This window comes from Saccharopolyspora sp. NPDC049426 (assembly GCF_040676935.1).
Classification (GTDB): Bacteria; Actinomycetota; Actinomycetes; order Mycobacteriales; family Pseudonocardiaceae; genus Saccharopolyspora.
In genome coordinates, this window is the sequence record NZ_JBFAPZ010000003.1 from 170,238 (window position 1) to 191,431 (window position 21,194).

20 protein-coding genes are annotated in these 21,194 nt (G+C 69.1%); 12 read left to right on the plus strand and 8 right to left on the minus strand.

What is annotated here, in order from left to right; translation table 11 throughout:
• Nucleotide 1: 1 nt before the first annotated feature.
• The 3 genes from AB0J78_RS06955 to AB0J78_RS06965 are packed head-to-tail and all read left to right on the plus strand — an operon-like array spanning nucleotide 2 to nucleotide 1,921.
• A complete protein-coding gene (locus AB0J78_RS06955) occupies nucleotides 2–595 on the plus strand; it encodes a DUF6230 family protein (protein ID WP_363787718.1) in 594 nt (197 codons plus the stop codon).
• A complete protein-coding gene (locus AB0J78_RS06960; RefSeq protein ID WP_363787719.1) occupies nucleotides 579–1,019 on the plus strand; it encodes a DUF6114 domain-containing protein in 441 nt (146 codons plus the stop codon). The genes AB0J78_RS06955 and AB0J78_RS06960 overlap by 17 nt, the downstream gene beginning before the upstream one ends.
• 53 nt (nucleotides 1,020–1,072) lie before the next feature.
• On the plus strand, nucleotides 1,073–1,921 hold the full coding sequence (locus AB0J78_RS06965; RefSeq protein WP_363787720.1) for a hypothetical protein: 849 nt from the start codon (nucleotides 1,073–1,075) through the stop codon (nucleotides 1,919–1,921).
• A gap of 52 nt (nucleotides 1,922–1,973) precedes the next feature.
• Here AB0J78_RS06965 and AB0J78_RS06970 read toward each other — a convergent pair whose 3' ends face one another.
• Nucleotides 1,974–2,570 carry a CGNR zinc finger domain-containing protein gene (locus AB0J78_RS06970; RefSeq protein ID WP_363787721.1) on the minus strand — a complete coding sequence of 199 codons (597 nt, stop codon included), beginning with the start codon at nucleotides 2,568–2,570 and terminating at the stop codon, nucleotides 1,974–1,976.
• Between the two features lie 96 nt (nucleotides 2,571–2,666).
• Here AB0J78_RS06970 and AB0J78_RS06975 point away from each other — a divergent pair, with 96 nt between their 5' ends.
• Nucleotides 2,667–3,524 carry an alpha/beta hydrolase gene (locus AB0J78_RS06975; RefSeq protein WP_363787722.1) on the plus strand — a complete coding sequence of 286 codons (858 nt, stop codon included), beginning with the start codon at nucleotides 2,667–2,669 and terminating at the stop codon, nucleotides 3,522–3,524.
• Nucleotides 3,525–3,527: 3 nt separating this feature from the next.
• Here AB0J78_RS06975 and AB0J78_RS06980 read toward each other — a convergent pair whose 3' ends face one another.
• From AB0J78_RS06980 to AB0J78_RS06990, 3 genes are all read right to left on the minus strand, one after another.
• Nucleotides 3,528–4,064, minus strand: coding sequence for a DUF302 domain-containing protein (locus AB0J78_RS06980; protein ID WP_363787723.1), 537 nt, complete (start codon nucleotides 4,062–4,064; stop codon nucleotides 3,528–3,530).
• Nucleotides 4,065–4,245: 181 nt separating this feature from the next.
• Entirely contained in the window at nucleotides 4,246–5,292 is a 1,047-nt protein-coding gene (locus tag AB0J78_RS06985; RefSeq protein ID WP_363787724.1) for an LLM class flavin-dependent oxidoreductase, read from the minus strand.
• Nucleotides 5,292–5,816, minus strand: a complete 525-nt coding sequence (locus AB0J78_RS06990) for an SRPBCC family protein (RefSeq protein WP_363787725.1) — start codon at nucleotides 5,814–5,816, stop codon at nucleotides 5,292–5,294. Before AB0J78_RS06990 ends, AB0J78_RS06985 begins: the two co-directional genes overlap by 1 nt.
• Before the next feature lie 349 nt (nucleotides 5,817–6,165).
• Between AB0J78_RS06990 and AB0J78_RS06995 the strand changes: the two genes are divergently transcribed.
• Complete coding sequence (locus AB0J78_RS06995; protein ID WP_363787726.1) at nucleotides 6,166–8,718, plus strand: bifunctional FO biosynthesis protein CofGH; 2,553 nt, start codon at nucleotides 6,166–6,168, stop codon at nucleotides 8,716–8,718.
• Entirely contained in the window at nucleotides 8,715–9,368 is a 654-nt protein-coding gene (gene cofC, locus AB0J78_RS07000; RefSeq protein ID WP_363787727.1) for a 2-phospho-L-lactate guanylyltransferase, read from the plus strand. The genes AB0J78_RS06995 and cofC overlap by 4 nt, the downstream gene beginning before the upstream one ends.
• A 269-nt stretch (nucleotides 9,369–9,637) precedes the next feature.
• On the opposite strand, the gene AB0J78_RS07005 is transcribed toward cofC, so the two are convergent.
• Together AB0J78_RS07005 and AB0J78_RS07010 are read right to left on the minus strand one after the other, a co-directional pair.
• A complete protein-coding gene (locus AB0J78_RS07005) occupies nucleotides 9,638–10,708 on the minus strand; it encodes an LLM class F420-dependent oxidoreductase (RefSeq protein ID WP_363787728.1) in 1,071 nt (356 codons plus the stop codon).
• A 19-nt stretch (nucleotides 10,709–10,727) separates the two neighbouring features.
• Nucleotides 10,728–11,807: an acyl-CoA dehydrogenase gene (locus tag AB0J78_RS07010; protein ID WP_363787729.1), complete on the minus strand. Its 1,080-nt coding sequence runs from the start codon at nucleotides 11,805–11,807 to the stop codon at nucleotides 10,728–10,730.
• Nucleotides 11,808–11,923: 116 nt separating this feature from the next.
• On the opposite strand from AB0J78_RS07010, the gene AB0J78_RS07015 reads away from it, so the two are divergent.
• Both AB0J78_RS07015 and AB0J78_RS07020 read left to right on the plus strand, forming a co-directional pair.
• Entirely contained in the window at nucleotides 11,924–13,162 is a 1,239-nt protein-coding gene (locus AB0J78_RS07015) for an acyl-CoA dehydrogenase family protein (RefSeq protein ID WP_363788131.1), read from the plus strand.
• 25 nt (nucleotides 13,163–13,187) lie between these two features.
• Nucleotides 13,188–14,810, plus strand: a complete 1,623-nt coding sequence (locus tag AB0J78_RS07020) for an AMP-binding protein (RefSeq protein ID WP_363787730.1) — start codon at nucleotides 13,188–13,190, stop codon at nucleotides 14,808–14,810.
• Between the two features lie 7 nt (nucleotides 14,811–14,817).
• On the opposite strand, the gene AB0J78_RS07025 is transcribed toward AB0J78_RS07020, so the two are convergent.
• On the minus strand, nucleotides 14,818–15,315 hold the full coding sequence (locus AB0J78_RS07025) for a helix-turn-helix domain-containing protein (RefSeq protein WP_363787731.1): 498 nt from the start codon (nucleotides 15,313–15,315) through the stop codon (nucleotides 14,818–14,820).
• Between the two features lie 96 nt (nucleotides 15,316–15,411).
• Nucleotides 15,412–16,233, minus strand: coding sequence for an SDR family NAD(P)-dependent oxidoreductase (locus AB0J78_RS07030; RefSeq protein WP_363787732.1), 822 nt, complete (start codon nucleotides 16,231–16,233; stop codon nucleotides 15,412–15,414).
• Nucleotides 16,234–16,524: 291 nt separating this feature from the next.
• Between AB0J78_RS07030 and AB0J78_RS07035 the strand changes: the two genes are divergently transcribed.
• The 4 genes from AB0J78_RS07035 (at nucleotide 16,525) to AB0J78_RS07050 (ending at nucleotide 21,183) form a co-directional block, all read left to right on the plus strand.
• Nucleotides 16,525–17,139: a TetR-like C-terminal domain-containing protein gene (locus AB0J78_RS07035; RefSeq protein WP_363787733.1), complete on the plus strand. Its 615-nt coding sequence runs from the start codon at nucleotides 16,525–16,527 to the stop codon at nucleotides 17,137–17,139.
• Between the two features lie 350 nt (nucleotides 17,140–17,489).
• A complete protein-coding gene (locus AB0J78_RS07040) occupies nucleotides 17,490–18,815 on the plus strand; it encodes an MFS transporter (RefSeq protein ID WP_363787734.1) in 1,326 nt (441 codons plus the stop codon).
• The gene (locus AB0J78_RS07045; protein ID WP_363787735.1) at nucleotides 18,812–20,017 is read left to right on the plus strand and encodes a CoA transferase; all 1,206 of its coding nucleotides are present in this window, start codon (nucleotides 18,812–18,814) and stop codon (nucleotides 20,015–20,017) included. Before AB0J78_RS07040 ends, AB0J78_RS07045 begins: the two co-directional genes overlap by 4 nt.
• The gene (locus tag AB0J78_RS07050; protein ID WP_363787736.1) at nucleotides 20,014–21,183 is read left to right on the plus strand and encodes an acyl-CoA dehydrogenase family protein; all 1,170 of its coding nucleotides are present in this window, start codon (nucleotides 20,014–20,016) and stop codon (nucleotides 21,181–21,183) included. The genes AB0J78_RS07045 and AB0J78_RS07050 overlap by 4 nt, the downstream gene beginning before the upstream one ends.
• The last annotated feature ends 11 nt before the right edge of the window (nucleotides 21,184–21,194 follow it).

Below are 21,194 nucleotides of genomic sequence, written 5' to 3' on the forward strand. Positions count from 1 at the left end.
GATGGCGATGGAGCGAGGTCGCACTCGCTGGCGGAGGTTCGCGCTGGCGCTGCTGGTGGGGCTGGCGTGCGTGGCGTTGCTGCTGGTCGGGCTCGTGCAAGGGGCGTTGGCGGCAACTTTCACGGTTGCCGGGTTGCCGTTCGACGGCATGGTCAACCGGCTCCAGTCCCAGTCAGCGGTGCTGTTCGGCACGGCCGACCAGAGCCGGGACGCCGCTTTCCCCGTCCTCGACATCGGCTTCGGCGACGCCAGGATCAACGACCTCTGCCTGTCGTTCGTAGCCACCGGGCTCCCGGTCGTCGGCGAAGCGAACTTCGCCATCACCTCGGGAGAGGTGAACGCGCAGAACCTGCTGATCGCGGTGGAGAACGCCAACGGCCAGTCGCTGACGCTGACCGACGCCGAGATCGGGCGGGACGCCGCCACGCTGGACCGGTTGCCCGGCCTGGCCGGGCCGGCCGGTGCGTTCGGCATCCAGTCCGGCACCATCGCGCTCGAACAGGTGCGGCTGACCGGCCGCTCGATCACCGCAGGGACGCTCCAACTCGGGCAGTTCGCGATCAACACGGAGGTGGGGCGTGAAGGCTGCGCCTGACGATCCGGGGAGCACGACAGCGCGAGCGGACGGCCCCGACGGGCAGCAGCGCGCGATCGCCCGGTTCCGGGAGTGGCGGTACACCAGGCCGTTCTGGGCGGGCGTGCTCACCGAGCTGGCCGGCATCGCCATCATGACCCCGCCGTACGGCACCCTGAGGTTCGGGGACGCGGTGGTGGCCCTCAAGACCCTCGGCGGCGTCTCGGCGACAGTGCTCGGGGTCGTGTTGGTCATGTGCGGGCTGGCTCACTGGCTGCGCCCGGCCACCCGCATTCCCGTCAGCGTCCTCGTGATGGTGGTATCGCTGCTGGCGCTCGTCGCCGCGAACCTGGGCGGGTTCCTCATCGGCACCCTGCTCGGGGTGGCCGGTGGCGCTCTGGGGCTGTCCTGGCAACCGGCGGCCCGCCAGGAGGACGATCGGTGACGCACTTCCCCCGCGGGAGTGGGGGCTCGCGCGCACTGCGCACGGCTATCGCCTTGGTCACGATCGTTCTGCTGCTCGGGGCCACGACCCGCCCGCAGCCCCCGGACGACTCGGGCGGATTGCTCTCGGACGTGGCCGGGCTGCTGCTGGGCACGTCGGAGCAGCCACCACCACCGCCGCCCAGCTCGTCAACGACGCCCCCGCCGACGCACACCCCACCACCCCAGACGTCGTCACCTCCGACCTCGTCGGCACCGACGACCGAACCGCCGCCCTCGACACCGCCGCAACCCCCGCCACCGGCACCGGACCAGGACCGGGGCCTGCCCGACACGGCGCTGTCCCTGCTGGGGCCACTGCTGTCGGGCTTGCCGCTGCCGATCGTGCTGCCCGGCCAGGAGCCCAGCGTCGAGCCCGGTCCGGCACGGGTCTGGACGCTGACGTCAAGCGAACTGACGTTGCGCGGCATCCACTACCGAGGGCACGCCGAGCGGGAAGTCCAGGGGCGGCAGGTCACCACCCTGCACTTCACCATCGACAAGGCCCGCATCGACGATCTCGTCCTGCGCGGTGCGCTCGGCAACGGTCGCAACCTGCTCCTCCGCGCGGGCCCGGACGGCCAGTCCGAAGTGGACGAGTTCGACATCTACATCGTCGAGCTCGTCGGCACGTTGACGATCGCAGGGATCCCGCTCGTCCGCGTTCGGCTCAACCCGCAGACGCTGCCCGACATCGACCTCGGCCTCATCGGAATCCCGGAGCTGACGTTCCGCGATGCGGTGCTGCGCAACACCGACCTGACCGACCAACGGCTCTTCATCCCGAAGCCGGAGATCACGCTCGTCGAACCATGTCCGGCAGCCCCGACCGGGCAGTCGGGGTGTCAGCCCGGACCGAGGTAGCGGTGCTGGCTGAACTTCGCCTCTCGCGGGGGAAGTTGGCCCCGGTGACCGCTCAATGCTTCTGGTGACGCTGAGCCTTGGCGCGGTTGCCGCAAGTCGCCATGGAGCACCAGCGCCGCCGACGGGTGGGTGAGGGATCGAGGAACAGCCACGAGCACCGACCGCACACGTTGAGCTGCGCGCGCCGATCGGTGGCCAGAAAACTCGCGGCGGCCAGCGCCAACCGTCGCGACAGCAGCCGCGCACCGGCGGCGGTGACCTCGACGACCCACGCCGGTCGAGCGAGGAAGCGCTCGGACAGTTCGGCCTCGCGGTGAGCCGCCGTGATGTCCGAGTGGACCCGCTGCCGGACCGCTGCGTCGCACTCGACGCCCTCGACACCGGCGAGCAGGAAGGCGTGCAGCGCCTCCCTCTGCTCGCGCAGCTCGTCGAGCGCACGCTCCGACTCGACCGGGTCCCGGTCAGCTCGCGCGACCAGCTGGTCACGCTCCGCCTGGTCGAGCACGCCGCACGCGTGCGCCCACTCGAGAGCGTCCGAGAACCGGTTCAAGCGCTCGGCGTCGCGCGCCTTCGTGCGGCCACCGGCGGTGTTGACGAAGTCGAGCACGGGATCGCCGCCGACGAAGCACGCCTCCGGCCACGTCGTCATCGTTCCCTCCTCGGCTCAGCAACAGGGTTGACAGTGTGCCGCACAGCCCCAATCCTAATGCACTAACCAGACTTCGACAAAAAGGGGTTAGTTGCTGTGAGGACATCCGAATCCACCGGCTGGGACCTGACCGGGAAGTTCGACTTCCGCGACCAGGAAGTCCGCTACGGAGCGATGGGTGCGGGCGAGCCGCTGGTCCTGCTGCACGGCACACCGTTCTCCTCGGTGGTGTGGCGGCGCATCGCGCCACATCTCGCGTCTCACCGCCGGGTTTACTACTTCGACCTGCTCGGCTACGGCCGCTCCCACAAGCAGCAAGACCAGGACGTCTCCCTGGGCGTGCAGAACCAGCTGTTCACGGCCTTGCTCGATCACTGGGGCCTGGACCGGCCCGACGTCGTCGCCCACGACTTCGGTGGCACCACCGCCCTGCGCACCCACCTGCTCGACGGCCGGGACTACCGCACCTTGACGCTGATCGACCCCGTTGCGCTGAGCCCTCACGGCTCCGCGCTGGTGCAGACCGCACGTGAGCACACCGACGCGTTCATCGAGCTGCCCGGCTACATCCACGAAGCGGTCCTGCGCGCCTACATCGCCGGCGCTGTGCACCGCACGCTCTCCGAGCACGAGATGAGCCGCTACCTCCAGCCGTGGCTCGGCGAGGTGGGCCAGCCCGCGTTCTACCGCCAAATCGCCCAGATGGACGACCGGCACACCGACGAGATCCAAGACCGCTACGCCGAGATCCGTTGCCCCGTGACGATCCTCTGGGGCGAGCACGACACCTGGATCCCCATCGAGAGGGGCCGCGACCTGGCCGATCGGAGTCCACACGCGACCTTCCGCGCCGTGCCCGAGGCCAGCCACCTGCTCCCCGAAGACAGCCCCGAAACCGTCGTCGCCGCGGTTCTCGACTTCATCGACCACCCGGCATCCGCCTCAGCGGCGTAACCTTCACGGAACCAGACGGTGCGGGACCGGGACGTCGAGAACTCCGAGCAAGACGGCCAGTTTGGCGTCCAATCCCTGGCCGACCTCCGCGATGTCCGCATTCCCGAAGCTGGCGAACCGGGTGCTCGGCTGATCGACGGAGAACCAGGCCGCGCCCTGGCGGTCTTCGTGAAGCGCGGTGCGCAGTGGTGCGTACAGCATCACCGCCGGGTCGTGCGTGTACATCCGCTGAGCGATCGTGTGATTGCCCATCAGGTAGGACGCGCAGGAACCGACGTCCCCGGCCAACCGCATCAGGCTGCCGACATCCGAGCTCCAGTACCGGATGAATCCGTGCGGCGCGTTCTCGGCCGTGGCGGCAACGATGTCGTCCCAGCTGTTCTGCCCGGACACCAGGCTCGTGAACCGATCGACGTCCAAGGACGGCACAACCTGCTCGTACCGCTCGCGGAAGGTGCCGAAGGGCATACCGGTGTCGATCGACAACCGCACGACCTCGTGCGCGACCTCGGTGACCGTTCCGGCCGGCGCTCGGCTCATCGTTCATCACTCTCCCTGCTGCATGGGCCAGAATGCTGCGATCAGGGATGGGCCGGTGTCAGTGGTGGTGGGGTGCGGGAAGCGATGGGGTCCGCAGCGCCACGCTTCCCGCACCCAGGGCCGGTTTCGGCCCCGCCCCAAGCCCCCGACCGCTCTCACAACGCTTGCGAGACTGAGGATCTCATTCGAGTCCGTGGGCCAGCTCGATCGCCTTGCCCAAGGTGGTCAACCGGTCTTCGAGGGTGTCTCCGGCCGGGTAGAAGCGGACGGTGTCCACGCCTGCGTCGCGCCACACCCGCAGCCGGTCGCGGACCATGTCCTCGGTGCCGAGCAGGGTCGTGCCCAGCACCATCTCGTCGGTGACGAGTTCAGCGGCGCCGTCGCGGTCCCCGGCCTGCCACTTCTCATAGACCTCGGCAGCCACGTCCGCCCAGCCCTGACGGCTGTAGGCGCTGTTGTAGAAGTTCGTGCTGGCCGAGCCCATGCCGCCCAGGCTGAACGCCAGCTTCTGCTTGCGCTCCCCCAGCATCCCGCGCAACTCGTCCTCGTCTCGGGCGAACGCGACTTCGGCTCCCTGGCAGACGTCGAGATCGGCACGCGACCGTCCGGACTCGGCGAGCCCGGCATCCAGGTGAGTGAAGTACGCCGCATCGGCACCTTCGGGCACGAAGCTGGTGCCGAGCCACCCGTCGGCGATCTTGCCGGTCAGCTTCAGCATGGCCGGCGACAACGTGGCCAGGTAGATCGGGATGTCGTGCTCGGCGCGCATCGACAGGCGCATCGGCTTGCCTTCTCCACCCGGAAGCGGGATCGCGAAGTGCTTGCCCTCGAAGGAGATCTTCTCCCCGGAAGCCGCCTGGCGGACGACCTCGACGGTTTCGCGCATGCGCACCAGCGGACGTGCGAACGGCACGCCGTGCAGACCCTCGATCACCTGCGGACCCGACGGGCCCAACCCGAGCAGGAAGCGGCCCTCCGAGAGCTGCGACAAGGTGATCGCCGCCTGCGCGATCCCCACCGGCGTCCTCGTGCCCAGCTGCATGATCCCCGAGCCCAGCAGCATCCGCTCCGTGCGCGCCGCCAAGAACCCCAAGGGTGACGGGGCATCGGAGCCCCACGCCTCGGCAACCCAGCAGATGTCCAGCCCGAGCTTCTCGGCCTCCACCACGTACTCGACCACCTCCGGCCAAGCACCGCCCGAGCCTTCGATCGTCGTCGCTGTCCGCATCAGGAACCCGCCTTCCCCGTGCCCTCGGCCAGATCCTTGATCGCCGCAAGCGTGCCGGTCATGTTGGTCTCGAACTCCCGCAGCCGCACGAACACGATCTTCTGCTCCTTGTCCGGCATCCGCTCGATCGCCAGCGACAGCCCGGAGGGCGCGGGGCCCATCTGCATCCACTGCCGCAGCAGCGTGCCGTCACCTTCGGGCAGAACCGTGAATCGCCAGATCGCGGTGGGGTTGTCCGGGTCCTCCACGGCCCAGCCGAAGGACCTCGGCGGGTCGAAGTCCACGATGTGCGAGGTCGTCTGCCATTGGCCCAGCGCATCGTGCTCGCTGCGTCCGATGAACCGCGTCCCCAGGGCGGGCCCGGTCGCCCCGTCCTGCCATTCCACCGATTGGAGCTCCGGGCTCAACTCGGGCATCAGCTCGATGTCGGACACGAGCCCCCACACCCGATCCGGCGAGGCGTTGATCCAGGTCTCCACCTGCACCGTCGGTTTGTCCGCATACCGCGCACCTGTCCACTCCATCGCCCGCCGAGCTCCTCTCCACCACCGAAGATCCGTCAGAAACACTCTGAACAGAACAGTTGCTCATTTGGACTATGGTGTCAAGACCGCCGCGAGCCACCGGGCATGTCGCGGGCGCAGCCCGCAGCGGAAACGCGGACACAACCACACCTCATCAGTGCAGCGCGGCGAACCGACCAGCCCGCCCTCGCTGCCGTTGCGCGGCCTTCTGCCCTGCCTGCACGGCCCTTGACAGCTAAGTCTCTTTAAACAACTATCGGCGTGTTCGCTCCGCGATGCGCACGTCTGGTCAAGCGGGACGCGGATCGACCCGACAGCGGGGCCCCTTCGCAATCAGGAGTAGCAAGCCGTGACGACTTCGCCCAGTTCCTCCGCACCGGCGCCGTCCGCCATCCGGCGCGCCCTGCGACGTGCGTCGGACGGCGCCACCTTGGACGTCGGCGAAGCCTCAACGCTGCTGCACGCGCGAGGCGACGACCTCGAAAGACTCCTGGACGTGGCCGGTCGGGTCCGCGATCAGCACCTCGCCGATCAAGGACGTTCCGGCATCGTCACCTACAGCCGGAAGGTCTTCATCCCCCTGACGCGGCTGTGCCGCGACCGCTGCCACTACTGCACGTTCGCAACGGTGCCCGGCAAGCTCGACGCCTACTACCTCGAGCGCGACGAGGTCCTCAGCATCGCCCGCGCCGGGGCTGCTGCCGGGTGCAAGGAAGCGCTGTTCACGCTCGGTGACCGGCCTGAGGACCGCTGGCCGCAGGCCCAGCAGTGGCTGGCCGAGCGCGGTTACGACTCCACCGTCGACTACGTGCGGGCGTGCGCGATCGCCGTGCTCGAGGAAACCGGGCTGCTCCCCCACCTCAACCCGGGCGTGCTGAGCTGGGAAGAACTCCAGAGGCTCAAGCCGGTCGCACCAAGCATGGGGATGATGCTGGAGACCACGGCCGACCGGTTGTGGTCGGACAAGTCCGGCCCGCACTACGCGAGCCCGGACAAGGAACCCGCCGTGCGGTTGCGAGTGCTCGACGACGCCGGACGCGTGGGCGTCCCGTTCACCACCGGCATCCTGATCGGCATCGGTGAAACGCGGACGGAGCGCGCCGAATCGCTGCACGCGATCCGGCAGCGCGCCAGGCAGTACCGCAACGTCCAAGAGATCATCGTGCAGAACTTCCGGTCAAAGCCGGACACGGCGATGCGGGCGAGCCCCGATGCGAGCATCGAGGACCTGGCGGCGACCACCGCGGTGGCGAGGCTGCTCATGCCGCCCGGCGTGAGCGTGCAGGCACCGCCGAACCTCATCGGCGATCAGCACGCGCTGCTGCTCAAAGCCGGGATCGATGATTGGGGCGGGGTTTCCCCGATCACGGCCGACCACGTGAACCCCGAGCGCCCGTGGCCGCAGATCGACGCCCTCGCCGCGTGGACCGACGCTGCCGGGTACCGGCTTCACGAACGTCTGACGGCCTATCCCAGATACGTCCGCGATGCGGACAAGTGGATCGACCCCCGCATCCACCCCCACGTGGCGGCCCTGGCGACCGACGACGGTCTCGGCGAGCACGACGCCGTCGTCGCGGGCCGGCCCTGGCAAGAACCTGACGGCGGGCTCGAGAACGTCGGCCGGGCGGATCTGCACTCCGCCATCGACGACGAAGGGCGCCGCGCCGGTCGCCGCAGCGACTTCGACACCGTCTACGGCGACTGGGACATGCTGCACGACCAGGCCCGACCGTCACCGGCTGCGCAGTCCGCACCGGAACGGCTCACGCCCGAGGCGCGCGAGGGACTCCGGATCGCCGCCGAGGACCCGGCCGCGCTGCTGCACGAGTCCCACACCACCTCTGCGATGGCCCTGCTCACGGCCGACGGTGTGGCGCTGGACGCGCTGACCCGGCTCGCCGACGAGCTGCGTGCCGGCGTCGTCGGCGACGACGTCACCTACGTCATCAACCGCAACATCAACTTCTCCAACGTCTGCTACGTCGGGTGCCGCTTCTGCGCCTTCGCTCAGCGCGAGCGGGACGCGGACGCCTACCGGCTCTCGACCGAGGAAGTCGCCGCGCGCGCGGTCGAGGCGGCGGCAGCAGGCGCGACCGAGGTGTGCATCCAGGGCGGTATCGATCCGAAGCTCCCCGTCGACTACTACGCGGGCATCGTCCGGGCGATCAAGAAGGCCGTACCGGACATGCACGTGCACGCCTTCTCCCCGATGGAGATCGTCTCCGCAGCGTCCAAGGCCGGTGTCAGCGTCGAGGACTGGTTGACCGAACTCCGCGACGCCGGACTCGGCTCGATCCCCGGCACAGCCGCGGAAATCCTCGACGACGACGTGCGGTGGGTGCTCACCAAGGGCAAGCTCCCGGCGCAGACGTGGGTCGACGTGGTCACCACAGCGCATCGCCTGGGCATCCCGTCGTCCAGCACGATGATGTACGGGCACGTCGACCACCCCGGTCACTGGCTGACCCACCTGCGGGTGCTGGCGCGAATCGCCGCCGACACCGGCGGATTCACCGAGTTCGTCGGGTTGCCGTTCGTGCACCACAGCTCCCCGATCTACCTCGCCGGTATCGCGCGGCCCGGTCCGACGATGCGCGACAACCTCGCCGTGCACGCCTTCGCCCGACTGGCCCTGCACGGACGCATCGACAACGTGCAGTGCTCCTGGGTCAAGCTCGGAGACGCCGACACCGCACGAATCCTGCGCGCCGGGGCGAACGACATCGGCGGCAGCCTCATGGAAGAAACGATCTCCCGCATGGCCGGCTCGGAGCACGGTTCGGCACGCACACCAGCAGAACTCAACGCGCTGGCAGCGCGCGTGGGACGACCTGCCCGGCAGCGCACGACGACCTACGGCCGACTCCCCGCTGCCCATTCAGGCAGCCGCCGAGCATGAGCAACCACTCACAACCCCAGGCTGCCCGGTGGCACGTGGTGATTCCGCTCAAAGCACTCGCGCGCGCCAAGTCCCGGCTGGAACTCGGTGCGGCACGACCCCAACTCGCGTTGGCCATGTCGCGCGACACCGTTGACGCGGTCGCGGCCTGCGAAGCCGTGGGCCGCATCGTCATCGTCACCAGCGACACCCACATCTGGCGCTCGGATCCAGCGCGCGGTCTGACCGTCCTCGGCGACCCCGGTGGCGGCCTCCAGCAGGCCGTCCGAACAGGGGTGGCCGAGGCCGAACGCGCATCGGCCCGGGCGGGAACCGCCGTGGTGACAGGGGACCTCCCGGCCGCGCGAAGCTCCGAGCTGGACACGGCGTTCCAATTGGCGGACCGGCACCCGGTGAGCTTCGTCGCCGACACCGCAGGCACCGGCACGACCGCGTTCTTCAGGCGCTACGACGCGTCGGACCTGCCCCGGTTCGGCGATCAATCACGCCTGGCGCACCTGGACATGGGAGCAGCTGAACTCGCCCACCCGTCCTTCCTGACCGTCCGCCGGGATGTCGACACGCAGGATGACCTGCGGGAAGCGCTATCGCTCGGCGTTGGCCCGAACACCCGAGCTCTCATGGGGGAACTCCATGACCTACCGCTCTAGCGAACACATGTCGGGCTGGACCTTCATCTCGTTCTGCACGTGCGCATGTTGGCAGGTCGGGCATGGTGAGATCTGCCAAGGAACACCCGATCCCACCGTCCCCGCCCGCCAACCCGGCTTGGCCAGGCTCATCCCCGAGGGACCGATGTGCCGCGCGTGCTTCTCCCGGCAGATGCACCGACAAGGCCGCGCCTAATGCCTTCGAACACGAACGCGGCCTCCGCCTGACTCCTTCGTCGGCGGAGGCCGTGTCGGTGCGCGAGTCGGTCTCACACTCCGGCGAGTTCTGCGGCTTCGACGACCGTGCGCAGCATCGTCAGCCGCTCCTCCAAGCCCGGCCCCCTGCGACCGGGGGCGAAACCGCCGGGTGCGACGGTCAGCGTGGTCACTCCCGCCTCGGCGTAGGCCTTGAGCCTGTCGGCCATTCGTTCCTTGGTGCCCAGCAGCGTTGTCGAGTCGATGAGGTCCTGCGGCACAGCCGCCGCAGCACCGGCCGGATCGCCTGCGAGGTACTTGTCCTGGATCTCCTGCGCCGCCGACTCGAAGCCCATCCGGCAGGCGAGCTGGTTGTAGAAGTTCTTGTCCTTGCTCCCCATCCCGCCCACGTAGAGCGCGGTGTAGGCGCGCTGGGCGTCCGCGGCGGTGCGGATGTCGGCTTCGCTGTTGCTCGGCGTCACCTGGGCCGGGACCAGAACGCCGACGTCGAAGCCGTCCAGGCTGCCACCCCTACCTGCCCGCAAAGGAGCGAGGGAGACCTCGGCCTGCTCCGGTGCGAAGAAGATGCCGAGCCACCCGTCGGCGATCCGACCGGTCTGCTCCAGGTTCTTCGGGCCGATCGCCGCGATGTAGATGGGGATGCGGTCGCGGACGGGGTGGATGGTCAGCTTCAACGCTTTCCCGGGCCCGTCCGGCAGCGGCAGCGTCCAGTGCGTTCCGTCGTAGGCGAGCCGCTCCCGCGACAAGGCGGTGCGGACGATCTCCACGTACTCGCGGGTGCGCGCCAGGGGCTTGTCGAACTTGACGCCGTACCAGCCTTCCGAGACCTGCGGACCGGACACGCCCAGACCGAGCCGGAACCGCCCGCCGGAGAGGGTGTCCAGGGTCGCCGCCGTCATCGCGGTCATCGCCGGTGTGCGGGCGGGGATCTGGAAGATGGCTGATCCCACGTCGATCCGTTCCGTGTGGGCCGCGATGTAGGCCAGGACGGTGGCGGCGTCCGAGCCGTACACCTCGGCGGCCCAGCAGACCGAGTAGCCGAGCCGATCGGCCTCCTGAGCGACGGCGATGTTGTCGCTCTCACCGCCGAGACCCCAATAGCCGAGGTTGACACCGAGTTTCATGATCTTGGGTTCCTCCAGGTCAGTGGGTATTGAGGACGTGGTCGGCGATCGCGTCCAATTGCCGGGCCGATGAGCCCAGCAGCGAGCGGCGCGCACGCGCCCGCTTCAGGTACACGTGCGAGGGGTGCTCCCAGGTGAATCCGATGCCGCCGTGCACCTGCAGCGCGTCACCGGCCGCGGCCTCCGCTGCATCGCACGCCGCGGCGAGCGCGGTGCGCGCTGCGGACTCGGTCTCCGGCAGCCCGTCATCGAGGGCCGCGGCGGCGCGCTGGACGAGCATGCGGGCCGCGTCGAGCTGGACGTAGCGATCGGCCAGCATGTGCTTGATGGACTGGAACGATCCGATGGCGCGGCCGAACTGGTGGCGCTGGCCGGCGTAATCCACGGCACCGTCGAGGGCACGCTGCCCGGTGCCCACCAGTTCAGCTGCGAACACCGTGCGCAGGAGGTCATCGACCGCGCACGGGCCCAGGGGTACCGCCGTGACGCCGGTGAGCTCGACGGCCGCCAACGGCTCGGTCAGGTCCAGCACGGCCGCTGCAGCGGCGCGACGCACGCCAGCGCTCGACAGATCGATCAGCATCGCCTCGTTGTCGTCGAACGTCACCAGCAGATCGGCGTCGAGTCCGAACGGCACCGCTGAGACCGTTCCCTCCACCTGAGACGCCGACTGCCGCAGGTCCCCGTTCCCGCGGCCGGCTGCGATCACCGCCGGGAAGGTTCCCCACGCTGCCGTTGCGACCCTCGAACCGGCGACGACGTCGCCGAGCACCTTCCTGGCGGGGCTGTCTTCTGGCTGTGCGGCCAGCATCGCGGCCACCACTGCCGATCCGGCGAACGGGATCGACGGCAGTGCCGCGCCGACCTGCTCGGCGAGCACGCACAACTCCCTCGCGCCGCCGCCGGAGCCGCCGAGCTCCTCGGCAACGCCGATCCCCAGCAAGCCGAGCTCGCCCAGCGACGACCACAAGTCGCGATCGAGACGGCTGGGAACCGCGTCCCATGAAGGTGGTAGCGGGTTCTTCCGCTCGGCGTCACCGAACACCTTCCCGGAAGTTCGCCGCAGCTCGAGCTGCTCATCTGTCAGGGCGAAACTCATCGACTTCTCCTCCAACCAGGGAAGCAAGACTGCCACGTAGCATTGACTATCGGGTCTCTCTACGCAACTGTTGTGTTCACGCGCTCAAAGTCGAACGCCAGGAGGCAGCAGTGAACGTGCCGGGAACCCCGGTCGGCGATGCGGGGATCGACGACTTCCGTGAATCAGTCAGGTCTTTCGTCGCAGACCTCGTCCCGCCTGGGTGGCGTGGCATCGGAGCGCTCGGGGAATCCGAGCGCACGGAGTTCCACAATCGGACTCGCGCGGCCTTGGCCGAGCGAGGATGGGTCGCGCCGACCTGGCCGGTGGAGCACGGCGGTGCCGGACTCGGCGCCTCTGAGCTGATCGTGCTGGTCGAGGAGCTGACCGGGGCAGGCATCCCGTTCGGCTCCGACAACGACGCCTTCGGCATCAACATGCTCGGCAACACCATGCTGCGCTGGTCCGAGCCCGCCCTGCTCCAGCGCTTCCTCTCGAAGATCGTTTCCGGCGAGTACGTCTTCGCCCAGGGCTTCTCCGAGCCCGGAGCAGGCTCCGACCTCGCGTCGCTGTCGCTGCGCGCCCGGCCCGACGGCGACTCCTGGGTGCTCGACGGGCAGAAGCTGTGGTCCTCCGGCGCCCATCGGGCGAACTGGATGTTCGTGCTGGCCCGCACCAACCCCGAAGCGGCACCGCATCGCGGGATCAGCATGCTGCTCGTCCCGCTGGACCAGCCCGGCGTGGAGATCCGGCCGATCCGCAACATCACCGGTGACGCGGACTTCAACGAAGTGTTCTTCGACGGAGCGGTGACCGAGCGCGGACTGGTCGTCGGACCGGTCGACAGCGGCTGGCAGGTCGCGATGACGCTGCTCGGCTTCGAGCGCGGGGAGACCGCGCTGCACGCGCCCATCCGCTTCCGCAACGAGCTCGGCCGGCTCGTGGACATGGTCCGAGAGCGCGGGCTGGAGCACGACCCCGACATCCGTCGCCGCATCGCCTGGTGCCACGTGCAAGTGGAGCAGCTGCGCTGCCACGGCCTGCGCACCGCCAGCAGCCTGATCGCTGGTGAGGATCCCGGCCCGAACGCGGCGGCCTTCAAGCTGCTCTGGAGCGAATACCATCGAGTGGCCACAGAACTCGCGCTCGACGTGCTCGGCCCGGACGCGCTCACCCCTACCGGACGCCCCTCGCCGAACTGGTACCAGACCGACGACCCGGGGGCTCCCAATTCCTCCGCATCGTGGACCAGCGTCTACCTCAACGCGCGCGCCGGAACGATCTACGCCGGCTCTTCGCAAGTCCAGCGCGGCATCATCGGCGAGCTCTTGCTCGGACTGCCGAAGGAACCCAAGCCCGCACGCACCAAGTCCTGACCCACGCGCGTCACGAGGAGAGACGATGAGCTTTCGCAGCACCTACCCCGACTTCGACATCCCGGACGTCGACCTCCACAGCTTCATCTTCGGTTCGCGCGATGGCGACCGCGACGGTGATCCGGCCATCGTGGACACCGCATCCGGCCAGACCTACAGCTACGGGCAGCTGGCGGATGCCGTTGACCGGGTGGCCGCCGGACTTGCCGAGCGCGGACTCGGCCACGGCGACGTAGCCGCCCTGTTCTCCCCGAACTGCGCCGACTACCCGGCGGCGTTCCACGGCATCCTCCGCGCAGGCGCCGTGGTCTCCCCCGTCAACGCCCTCTACACCGAGGACGAGCTCGCTCATCAGCTGCGCGACGCCGGAGCACGGATCCTGTTCACCTCGTCGGTAGGACTGGGCTGCGCCCGCGCGGCGGTCGCCCACGAAGGAGTCCGGGTCGAGCAGATCATCGTTCTCGGCCCACCTCAGCAGGGTGCGAGCGCCGTACCGGAAACGACGTTCGCCGATCTGCTGACGACGTCGGCGCACCCGCCCACCGTCAGGGTCGCAGGCGACGACTTGGCGGCCCTGCCGTACTCATCGGGCACGACCGGCCTGCCGAAGGGGGTGATGCTCACGCACCGCAACCTCGTCGCGAACCTGCTGCAGACCATCCCCCTCAGCAGGGTTCAGCCCGGTTCCCAGTCGCTGGTCGTGCTCCCGCTGTCCCACATCTACGCGATGGGCCTGATGAATCAAGGGCTCCACCGGGGCGCTACCACCGTGGTCATGCCGCGGTTCGATCTCGCCACGTTCCTGGGCGCGATCGCTGAACATCGCATCGGTCACGTGTACATCGTCCCGCCGATCGCGCTGGCGCTGGCCACCAGTCCGCTCGTCGACGACTACGACCTCAGCAGCCTCGACGTCGTCATGTCGGCTGCCGCGCCACTCGACGCCAGGCTCGCGCGAACCGTCAGCGACCGGCTCGGCGCCGCGGTCGTGCAGGGATACGGCCTCACCGAATGCAGCCCCTGCACCCACGGCATTCCGCCGGACCGCACCGACATCGACCGAGGCTCGATCGGGATCCTGATGCCCAACGTCGAAGCACGAGTCGTGGACCCCACCACGGGAGAAGACGCGGCGCTGGGAGAACGCGGTGAATTGTGGTGCCGCGGCCCGAACATCATGCGCGGTTACTTGAACAACCCCGAAGCCACGAGCGCCACCGTTGACGCCGACGGTTACCTGCACACCGGCGACATCGTCACGGTCGACGAAGGCGGTGTCTTCCGCGTCGTGGACAGGGTCAAAGAGCTGATCAAGTACAACGGCTACCAGATCGCCCCCGCGGAACTGGAAGCCGTTCTCCTCGCCCACGAGGGCATCGCCGACGCTGCGGTGATCGGCGCACCCGGCCCAGGCGGCGGGGAGATCCCCAAAGCGTTCATCACGCGCAAGACGACCCATCCCGACCTCACCGCGGAGGACGTGCTGTCCTTCACCGCAGCGCGCGTCGCGCCCTACAAGAAGATCCGAGAGGTCGCGTTCCTCGACCACATCCCCAAATCCGCGACCGGGAAGATCCTCCGCAAGGAGCTGCGCCAGCGGAGCTCAGGGCTCGATCGCGCACCCGACGCCGATCAGGCGCCTGCGTAACCGGGTCTCACACGGAGAAGCGCCGCTGCACATCCGGCCGTTCAGCAAGACGAGGTGGGTAGCCCGGGCCCATCCTCTTGCTGACCTCCTCCGACCTCAGCGGTTCCTTGCACATGGCGCAGACGACCTCGGGGCTGGTGTCGTGCCCGCACCGGTCGTGGTGGATCACCACGGGCACGCCCTTCTCGCCCGCCAGCCACCGATCGCCCCAGCGGTTCATCGCAGCGAGCACGCCGTAGAAGTCACGCCCCTTCTCGGTCAGCACGTAGTCGTACCGCACCGGGACGTCCTGGTAGGCCTGCTTCTCCATCAGGCCCTCGTCGACCAGCCGGCGCAACCGGTCAGCCAGGGTGTTTCGCGCGATGCCCAGCGACTCCTGGAACTCGTCGAAGCGCCGGATCCCGTAGAACGCCTCCCGCAACACCAGGGGCGTCCACCAATCCCCCAACAAGTCCATCGTCCGAGCGATCGAACACGGCCAATTCGCGAAAGACGTCCGCCTCATACCAGCGACAATACACCGTCTTAAAGAGAGACTCACGTGGCAGGCAAGGAGTTGGAGCTCACTTCCGCGACAAGGCCGCCCAATCCGCGCAGCGGTCTAGCGAGCTCCAGCGCGACCGGTCCGACTCGTGCGGATCTGCCGCTGGGTGATCGCACCGACGGCGAGAACGGTGCGCCTGCGGGTCGCGAAGCGCGAGATCAGCGTGCCCAGCCAGTTCACCGCGCCGGAGACGACGCTGGGCGGCGGATTGCGCCGGTCCAGCGCGTCCAGCGCGGTGGCGACCACCTGACCGGGAGTCTGCAACCGGGCACCGCGGGCCATGTCCTCCGAGCCGACCACGTCGAAGAACTCGGTCCGAGTCGGGCCCGGGCTCAGCGCGAGCACGCGCAGCCCGGAGCCTCGCGACTCCTGCCACAACGCCTCGGTGAAGCTCAGCACGAAAGCCTTGCTCGCCCCGTAGACGGCAGCGTTGGGCCACGGTTGATACCCGAGAGTGCTGGCCACGTTGACCAGAACGCCGGTCAGCTGGTCGATGAACGCCTTGGTGACGTCGACCAGACCGGCCACGTTCAGGCTGATCTCCTTCTGGATGCGGTCGGGATCCTCCTGGCGGAACGGGGCATGGGTGCCGAAGCCCGCGTTGTTGACCAGGCTGGTGACGGTGATCCCCCGACGCGCCAACTCCTCGGCCAACGCCTCACCCGGTGCCGGCATGGTCAGGTCGAAGGGCACCGCCGTGGCGGTGATCTGGTGCTTCGAGGACAGTTCCTCGGCCAGGGCCTCCAGCAGGTCCGCGCGGCGCGCGACCAGCACGAGGTTCGATCCCCGCTCAGCGAGCCGCCGGGCGAACTCCGCGCCGAGGCCGGAACTCGCGCCGGTGATCAACGTGGTGTGGGTGCGGTAATCGATCCGGGTCATGGGCTGTCGGGGTCGCGACCCTTGCGGGCCATCGTCCCCGCACCCTTTCCAAGCTCGTGGGAGTGGGTGGGTCACCACGGCTCCGCTCCTGACGCACGCACAGAGCCCGGGGTCAAGCCTTCGCCCGCATGAGTGGTGATGGGACCCATCATATACGAAACGACCGCCTTTCGTTTCGGTACTGGGGTAGGATCGCGCCGTGACCCCACCCACCTCCCCTGAGCAACGGCTCGCGCACTCCGAACCCGGCACTCCGCGTGCCTCGCTCCAGGAGTCTTCGGAGGCGGGCCGATGACCGAGACCGCAGCCGGCCGGGGACGCCCCCGCGATGCCACCCGCGACCGCGCACTGCTCGAGGCGACGCTGGCCGTTCTCACCGAAAGTGGTTACAGCGCACTCACAACCGCCGCCGTAGCGGCCCGAGCCGGAGCCTCCACCGCCACCCTCTACCGGCGCTGGCCGTCCAAGGAGACCCTGGTCGTCGCAGCCGCTGCCGCGTACGCGAAGGAACTCGAAGCGCAGCCCGACACCGGCACGCTCGAAGGCGACCTGCGCAGCCTGCTCCGAGACAAGGCGGCCTCCCTGACCGGGAAGGAAGGAGGTGTGCTGCGAACCCTCATCGGCGAGGCCGCGTTCAACACCGCACTTGCCGAAGCCCTCACCAACACCTTCGTGCTTCCCATGCGTCAACGCATGGAAGAGGCGGTTCGACGTGCGGTGCACCGAGGCGAGATCCCCCCGGTGGAGAACGCAGACCTGCTCGGTGATCTGGTGATCGGCCCCATGATGTGCAGGTTCTTCCTCACCCCGCTGCCGCCGGACCAGGTCGACGCCGCCACCGCAACGGACACCGCCGACCGCATGCTGCCCTTCCTCCTGCGCGCCCTCGGGCACGTGCCGAGCTGATCGCCGCACCATCGGGCAGGCCCAGCTCGCCGCGCGCCGTGCCCGCACCCTTCGGGATTCCCATCCCAGGCCGAAGTCGTCGGTCGACCTGATCCATGACGGTCGGCACCGGAGCGCCGCGCTGTTCCACGTCCGCGCTGACTCCCACTTCGCCCTGCCCCACACGAGAAGCGCTCGCCGACCTGCTTCCAGCCGCCGCCAGGCGGCGCCATCCGGCCATGCGGTGTGGGGACTATCGGCTCTGGCTATAAGCCTGACTCGGGATCCGGCCTTGTTGCCGCCGCCGATCACCGGTGGAGTTATCGCAGCGCAGCGCTGTCAACGACGTCAAGGCCACGACGGAGGCTCACATGGCATCAGCCGACATCGGGACACCGGTGGTGTCACCGCCGCTCCCCCATCGGGACCGCAAGGCCTGGGGCGTCGTCATCCTGCTCTTCGCCTTCTTCACCCTGAACTTCGCGGACAAGGCCGCAGTCGGGTTGGCGTCGCAGCAGATTCGCCATGACCTCGGACTCAGCGCCGGGGACTTCGGTCTCATCGGCAGCGCGTTCTTCTGGCTGTTCGCCGTCGGCGCGGTGGGGTTGTCCGCAGCCATGCGCTGGATCTCCGCGAAGTGGGCGGCCGCCATCCTCATGTTCACCTGGGTGGCGAGCATGCTGCCGCTCGCGGTGCCCACGACGTTCGGCGTGCTGCTGGTGTCGCGGATCGTGCTGGGCTTCTTCGAGGGCCCGGCGCACGCGCTGTGCCAGAGCGTCGTCGCCGACCGGTTCCCGAAGGAGAAGCGCGCGTTCGCCGGATCGATCGTGAACGCGGGGTCCTCGGTCGGTCCGCTGATCTCCGCACCGGCGCTGACCTGGGTGATCGTCACTCACTCCTGGCACGCCGCATTCCTCGTGCTGATCGTGGTCGGCATCCTCTGGCTGGTGGTCTGGCTCTGCTACGTCGAGCGCCAGCCGCTGCGCAGGCGCCCGGTGGCCGCGGAGGTCGAAGCGGACCCGAACGGCCACATCGACGTGCCGTTCCTGCGGTTGCTGCGGCTGCCCAGCTTCTGGGGGCTCAGCCTGATGTCGTTCGCGGGCTACCTCATCACCTCGCTGAAGGTCTCCTGGTTGCCCGCGTTCCTCGGCGAAGGTCTCGGCTACTCGCCCACCACCGTCGGATGGCTGGTCACCCTGCCCTACGCGACCGCGATCGTTGTCCTCCTCACCAGCGGTTACCTGTCCGGCCGGCTCCTCGCTCGGGGCTGGAGCTCACGGGCCGCTCGCGGCTACTTCAGCGGAGCGCTCATCGTCTTCGCCGGACTGAGCATGATCACGTTCACGTTGGTCGGGCCGGGAACGCTCCAGCTGGTGCTGGTGATCTGCACCTTCTCCATCAACAGCGTCGCCTTCTCGGTCGCCTTCGCAGGCGCGTCCGACTTCCTCCCACAACGCCAGCGCGCCGCGTTCTTCGGGTGCGTGATCGGGTTCTACAGCATCGCCGGAATCATCGCCCCCTACGCGCTGGGTCTCATCGTCCAAGCAGGACCGACGCCTTCCGCGGGCTACGCGAACGGGTTCCTCGTCGTCGGCATCGCCATCTGCGCGTGCGCCGTGGTCGGCGCACGCCTGCTGAACCCGGAGGCCGCCCGCCAGGCGCTGGAGACCGAGACCGCGATGAGGAAGGCGTCATGATGCAGGCACCGCTGACCGGGTTCCGGGTCGTGGACCTGGGCCAGTACATCGCCGCTCCCGGGGCCGGACAGCAGCTGGCCGACTTGGGTGCCGAGGTGATCAAGGTGGAGAGCCTCGCCGGCGACCAAGCGCGCTCCGTCGGTTCGTTCGGTGAGGCGATGCTGCACGCGAACAACCGCGGCAAGCGCAGCATCGCGGTCGACCTGCGTCGACCTGAGGGCTTCCGGATCCTCGACCAGCTGTGCGCGGGATCGGACGTGCTGCTGCACAACTTCCGGCACGGCTCGGCGGAACGCCTCGGCATCGGGCCGGAGCAGGCGCGCTCCCGCCACCCGCACCTGGTCTACGGGTTCGTCACCGGATTCGGAACCCGTGGCCCCTCGGCGGGACGAGCGGGCCTGGACATCGCCGCCCAGGCCGAGTTCGGGGTCATGCACACCACCGGCGACGCCGGCGGTGAACCGCAGCGCGTCGGCTTCACCATCGCCGACGTGCTCGCCGCGAACGCCCTCACAGCCGGGGTGCTCGCCGCGCTGGTTCGCCGCGGCCGAACCGGCAACGGCGCGCTCGTCGAGACGTCTCTGATGGAAGCGGTGGTGGCGGCTCAGGCCACGCAGTGGATGAGCTACCGCCTCACCGGTGACGCGCCCCGGCGAACGGGAAACGGCCAGCCCGCAGTGGCACCCGCCGCGGATCTCGTGCAGACCGTCGACGGCGCCATCGTGGTGTCGGCCTACACCGCGACCAAGTGGGCCGCGCTGTGCTCGGCGATCGGCAGGCCCGAACTCGCCGTCGACCCGCGCTTCGCCGACAACGAGTCGCGGGTCGCCAACCGCCCGGCGCTCAAAGAGGTCTTGAGCTCAGCTCTCGGTCACCTCACCCGTGCCGAGGCCATCGCGCTGCTGGCTGCGCGGGGGATCGTGTGCGGCTCGGTGCGGTCGTTCGACGAGCTCGTCAAGGACGCGGACCTGGCCGCATCGGGGCTGGTCGTCCAGCTGGACGAGCTCGGGATCGACGCCCCGGCCGCGCCCTTCCAGGTCGACGCGACGGTGCGCGGCCGGACGTCGGCCGCGCCCCGGCTCGGTGAGCACACCCGCGACGTGCTGCGCGAACTCGGGCGCAACGAGGACGAGATCGACCGGCTCGCCGACGACGGCATCGTCGGCAAGCCGGAGCAACCACGAGGGATGGAGACCCGATGAGCGGCACGCCCGACTTCGACGCGCACTTGCGCACGATCGCCGAGTTCACCGACGACGAGCTGATCCCGTCCGAGCCCGAGATGGTCGCCGCGGGTCAGGTCCCGGATCGGATCGTGGGGCGCATGGCCGAGCTGGGGCTGTTCGGCATCTCGATCCCACCCGGCTATGGCGGGTTCGGCTGGACGATGGAGCAGCAGGTGCTGCTGACGTTGGAGTTCACCCGGGCGTCGTGCGTCTACCGCTCGCGCTTCTCGACCGTGATCGGGCTCTGCTCGCAGGCGATCCTCGATCACGGCACCGAGGAGCAGCGCCGCGAGATGCTGCCCGACATGGCAGCCGGCCGGCAGGTCACGTCGTTCGCGCTGTCCGAACCGGAGGCCGGCTCGGACGCCACCAACGTGCAGACCACTGCCCGGCGCACCGGCGACGGGTGGGTCCTCGACGGGTCGAAGCGCTACATCACCAATGCGCACTGGGCGGACACGCTGCTGGTCTTCGCACGCACCGACGACGCCGAGGTGTCCGCGTTCCTCGTGGACCGCACCGCGCCCGGTGTGTCGACCCGCATTCCCGATCTCATGAACGGCCACGCCGAAGGCCCCGTCGGCGAGATCGACCTGGACTCGGTGGTCGTCGCCGAGGACCGGCTGCTCGGCGGGGTGCCGGGCACCGGGCTCGCGGCGGCGATGCGCGGGATCAACCACGCCCGGCTGCACGTCGCCGCCACCTGCGTCGGCCAGGCGACCCGGATGCTCGAGGAGACCACTCGCCACGTCCAGAACAGGCACCAGTTCGGAGCACCGCTCTCCGAGCTCGGCGTCGTGCAGGCCCAGCTGGGCCGGTGCTACTCGGAGATGGAAGCCGGGCGCGCGCTCACCCTCGACGCGGCACGCTCGTTCGACGCCGGAACCATTCCCCGGCACCGGATTTCGGCGGCCAAGCTGTTCTGCTCGGAGATGGTCGGCAGGGTCGCCGACCAGTGCGTGCAGTTGCTCGGAGGGGAAGGCATCGTCGGACCGCACCCGGTGCCCCGGATGTGGCGCGACGTCCGCACCCTGCGGATCTACGAGGGTGCCTCCGCCATCCACGAGCGCAACCTCGGCCGGGCGATGACCCGGTCTGTCGCGTCGGAGGGAGTGCTGCCGGACAGCTACCGCGTACGTTAGGGCTGGACCGG

Bases quoted from the DNA above. Each gene is read 5' to 3' on its own strand.
- AB0J78_RS06955 (WP_363787718.1), top strand. From the start codon at position 2: ATGGCGATGGAGCGAGGTCGCACTCGCTGGCGGAGGTTCGCGCTGGCG.
- AB0J78_RS06970 (WP_363787721.1), bottom strand. From the start codon at position 2,570: ATGACGACGTGGCCGGAGGCGTGCTTCGTCGGCGGCGATCCCGTGCTC.
- AB0J78_RS06980 (WP_363787723.1), bottom strand. From the start codon at position 4,064: ATGAGCCGAGCGCCGGCCGGAACGGTCACCGAGGTCGCGCACGAGGTC.
- AB0J78_RS06985 (WP_363787724.1), bottom strand. From the start codon at position 5,292: ATGCGGACAGCGACGACGATCGAAGGCTCGGGCGGTGCTTGGCCGGAG.
- AB0J78_RS06990 (WP_363787725.1), bottom strand. From the start codon at position 5,816: ATGGAGTGGACAGGTGCGCGGTATGCGGACAAACCGACGGTGCAGGTG.
- cofC (WP_363787727.1), top strand. From the start codon at position 8,715: ATGAGCAACCACTCACAACCCCAGGCTGCCCGGTGGCACGTGGTGATT.
- AB0J78_RS07005 (WP_363787728.1), bottom strand. From the start codon at position 10,708: ATGAAACTCGGTGTCAACCTCGGCTATTGGGGTCTCGGCGGTGAGAGC.
- AB0J78_RS07010 (WP_363787729.1), bottom strand. From the start codon at position 11,807: ATGAGTTTCGCCCTGACAGATGAGCAGCTCGAGCTGCGGCGAACTTCC.
- AB0J78_RS07020 (WP_363787730.1), top strand. From the start codon at position 13,188: ATGAGCTTTCGCAGCACCTACCCCGACTTCGACATCCCGGACGTCGAC.
- AB0J78_RS07025 (WP_363787731.1), bottom strand. From the start codon at position 15,315: ATGAGGCGGACGTCTTTCGCGAATTGGCCGTGTTCGATCGCTCGGACG.
- AB0J78_RS07030 (WP_363787732.1), bottom strand. From the start codon at position 16,233: ATGACCCGGATCGATTACCGCACCCACACCACGTTGATCACCGGCGCG.
- AB0J78_RS07035 (WP_363787733.1), top strand. From the start codon at position 16,525: ATGACCGAGACCGCAGCCGGCCGGGGACGCCCCCGCGATGCCACCCGC.
- AB0J78_RS07040 (WP_363787734.1), top strand. From the start codon at position 17,490: ATGGCATCAGCCGACATCGGGACACCGGTGGTGTCACCGCCGCTCCCC.
- AB0J78_RS07045 (WP_363787735.1), top strand. From the start codon at position 18,812: ATGATGCAGGCACCGCTGACCGGGTTCCGGGTCGTGGACCTGGGCCAG.
- AB0J78_RS07050 (WP_363787736.1), top strand. From the start codon at position 20,014: ATGAGCGGCACGCCCGACTTCGACGCGCACTTGCGCACGATCGCCGAG.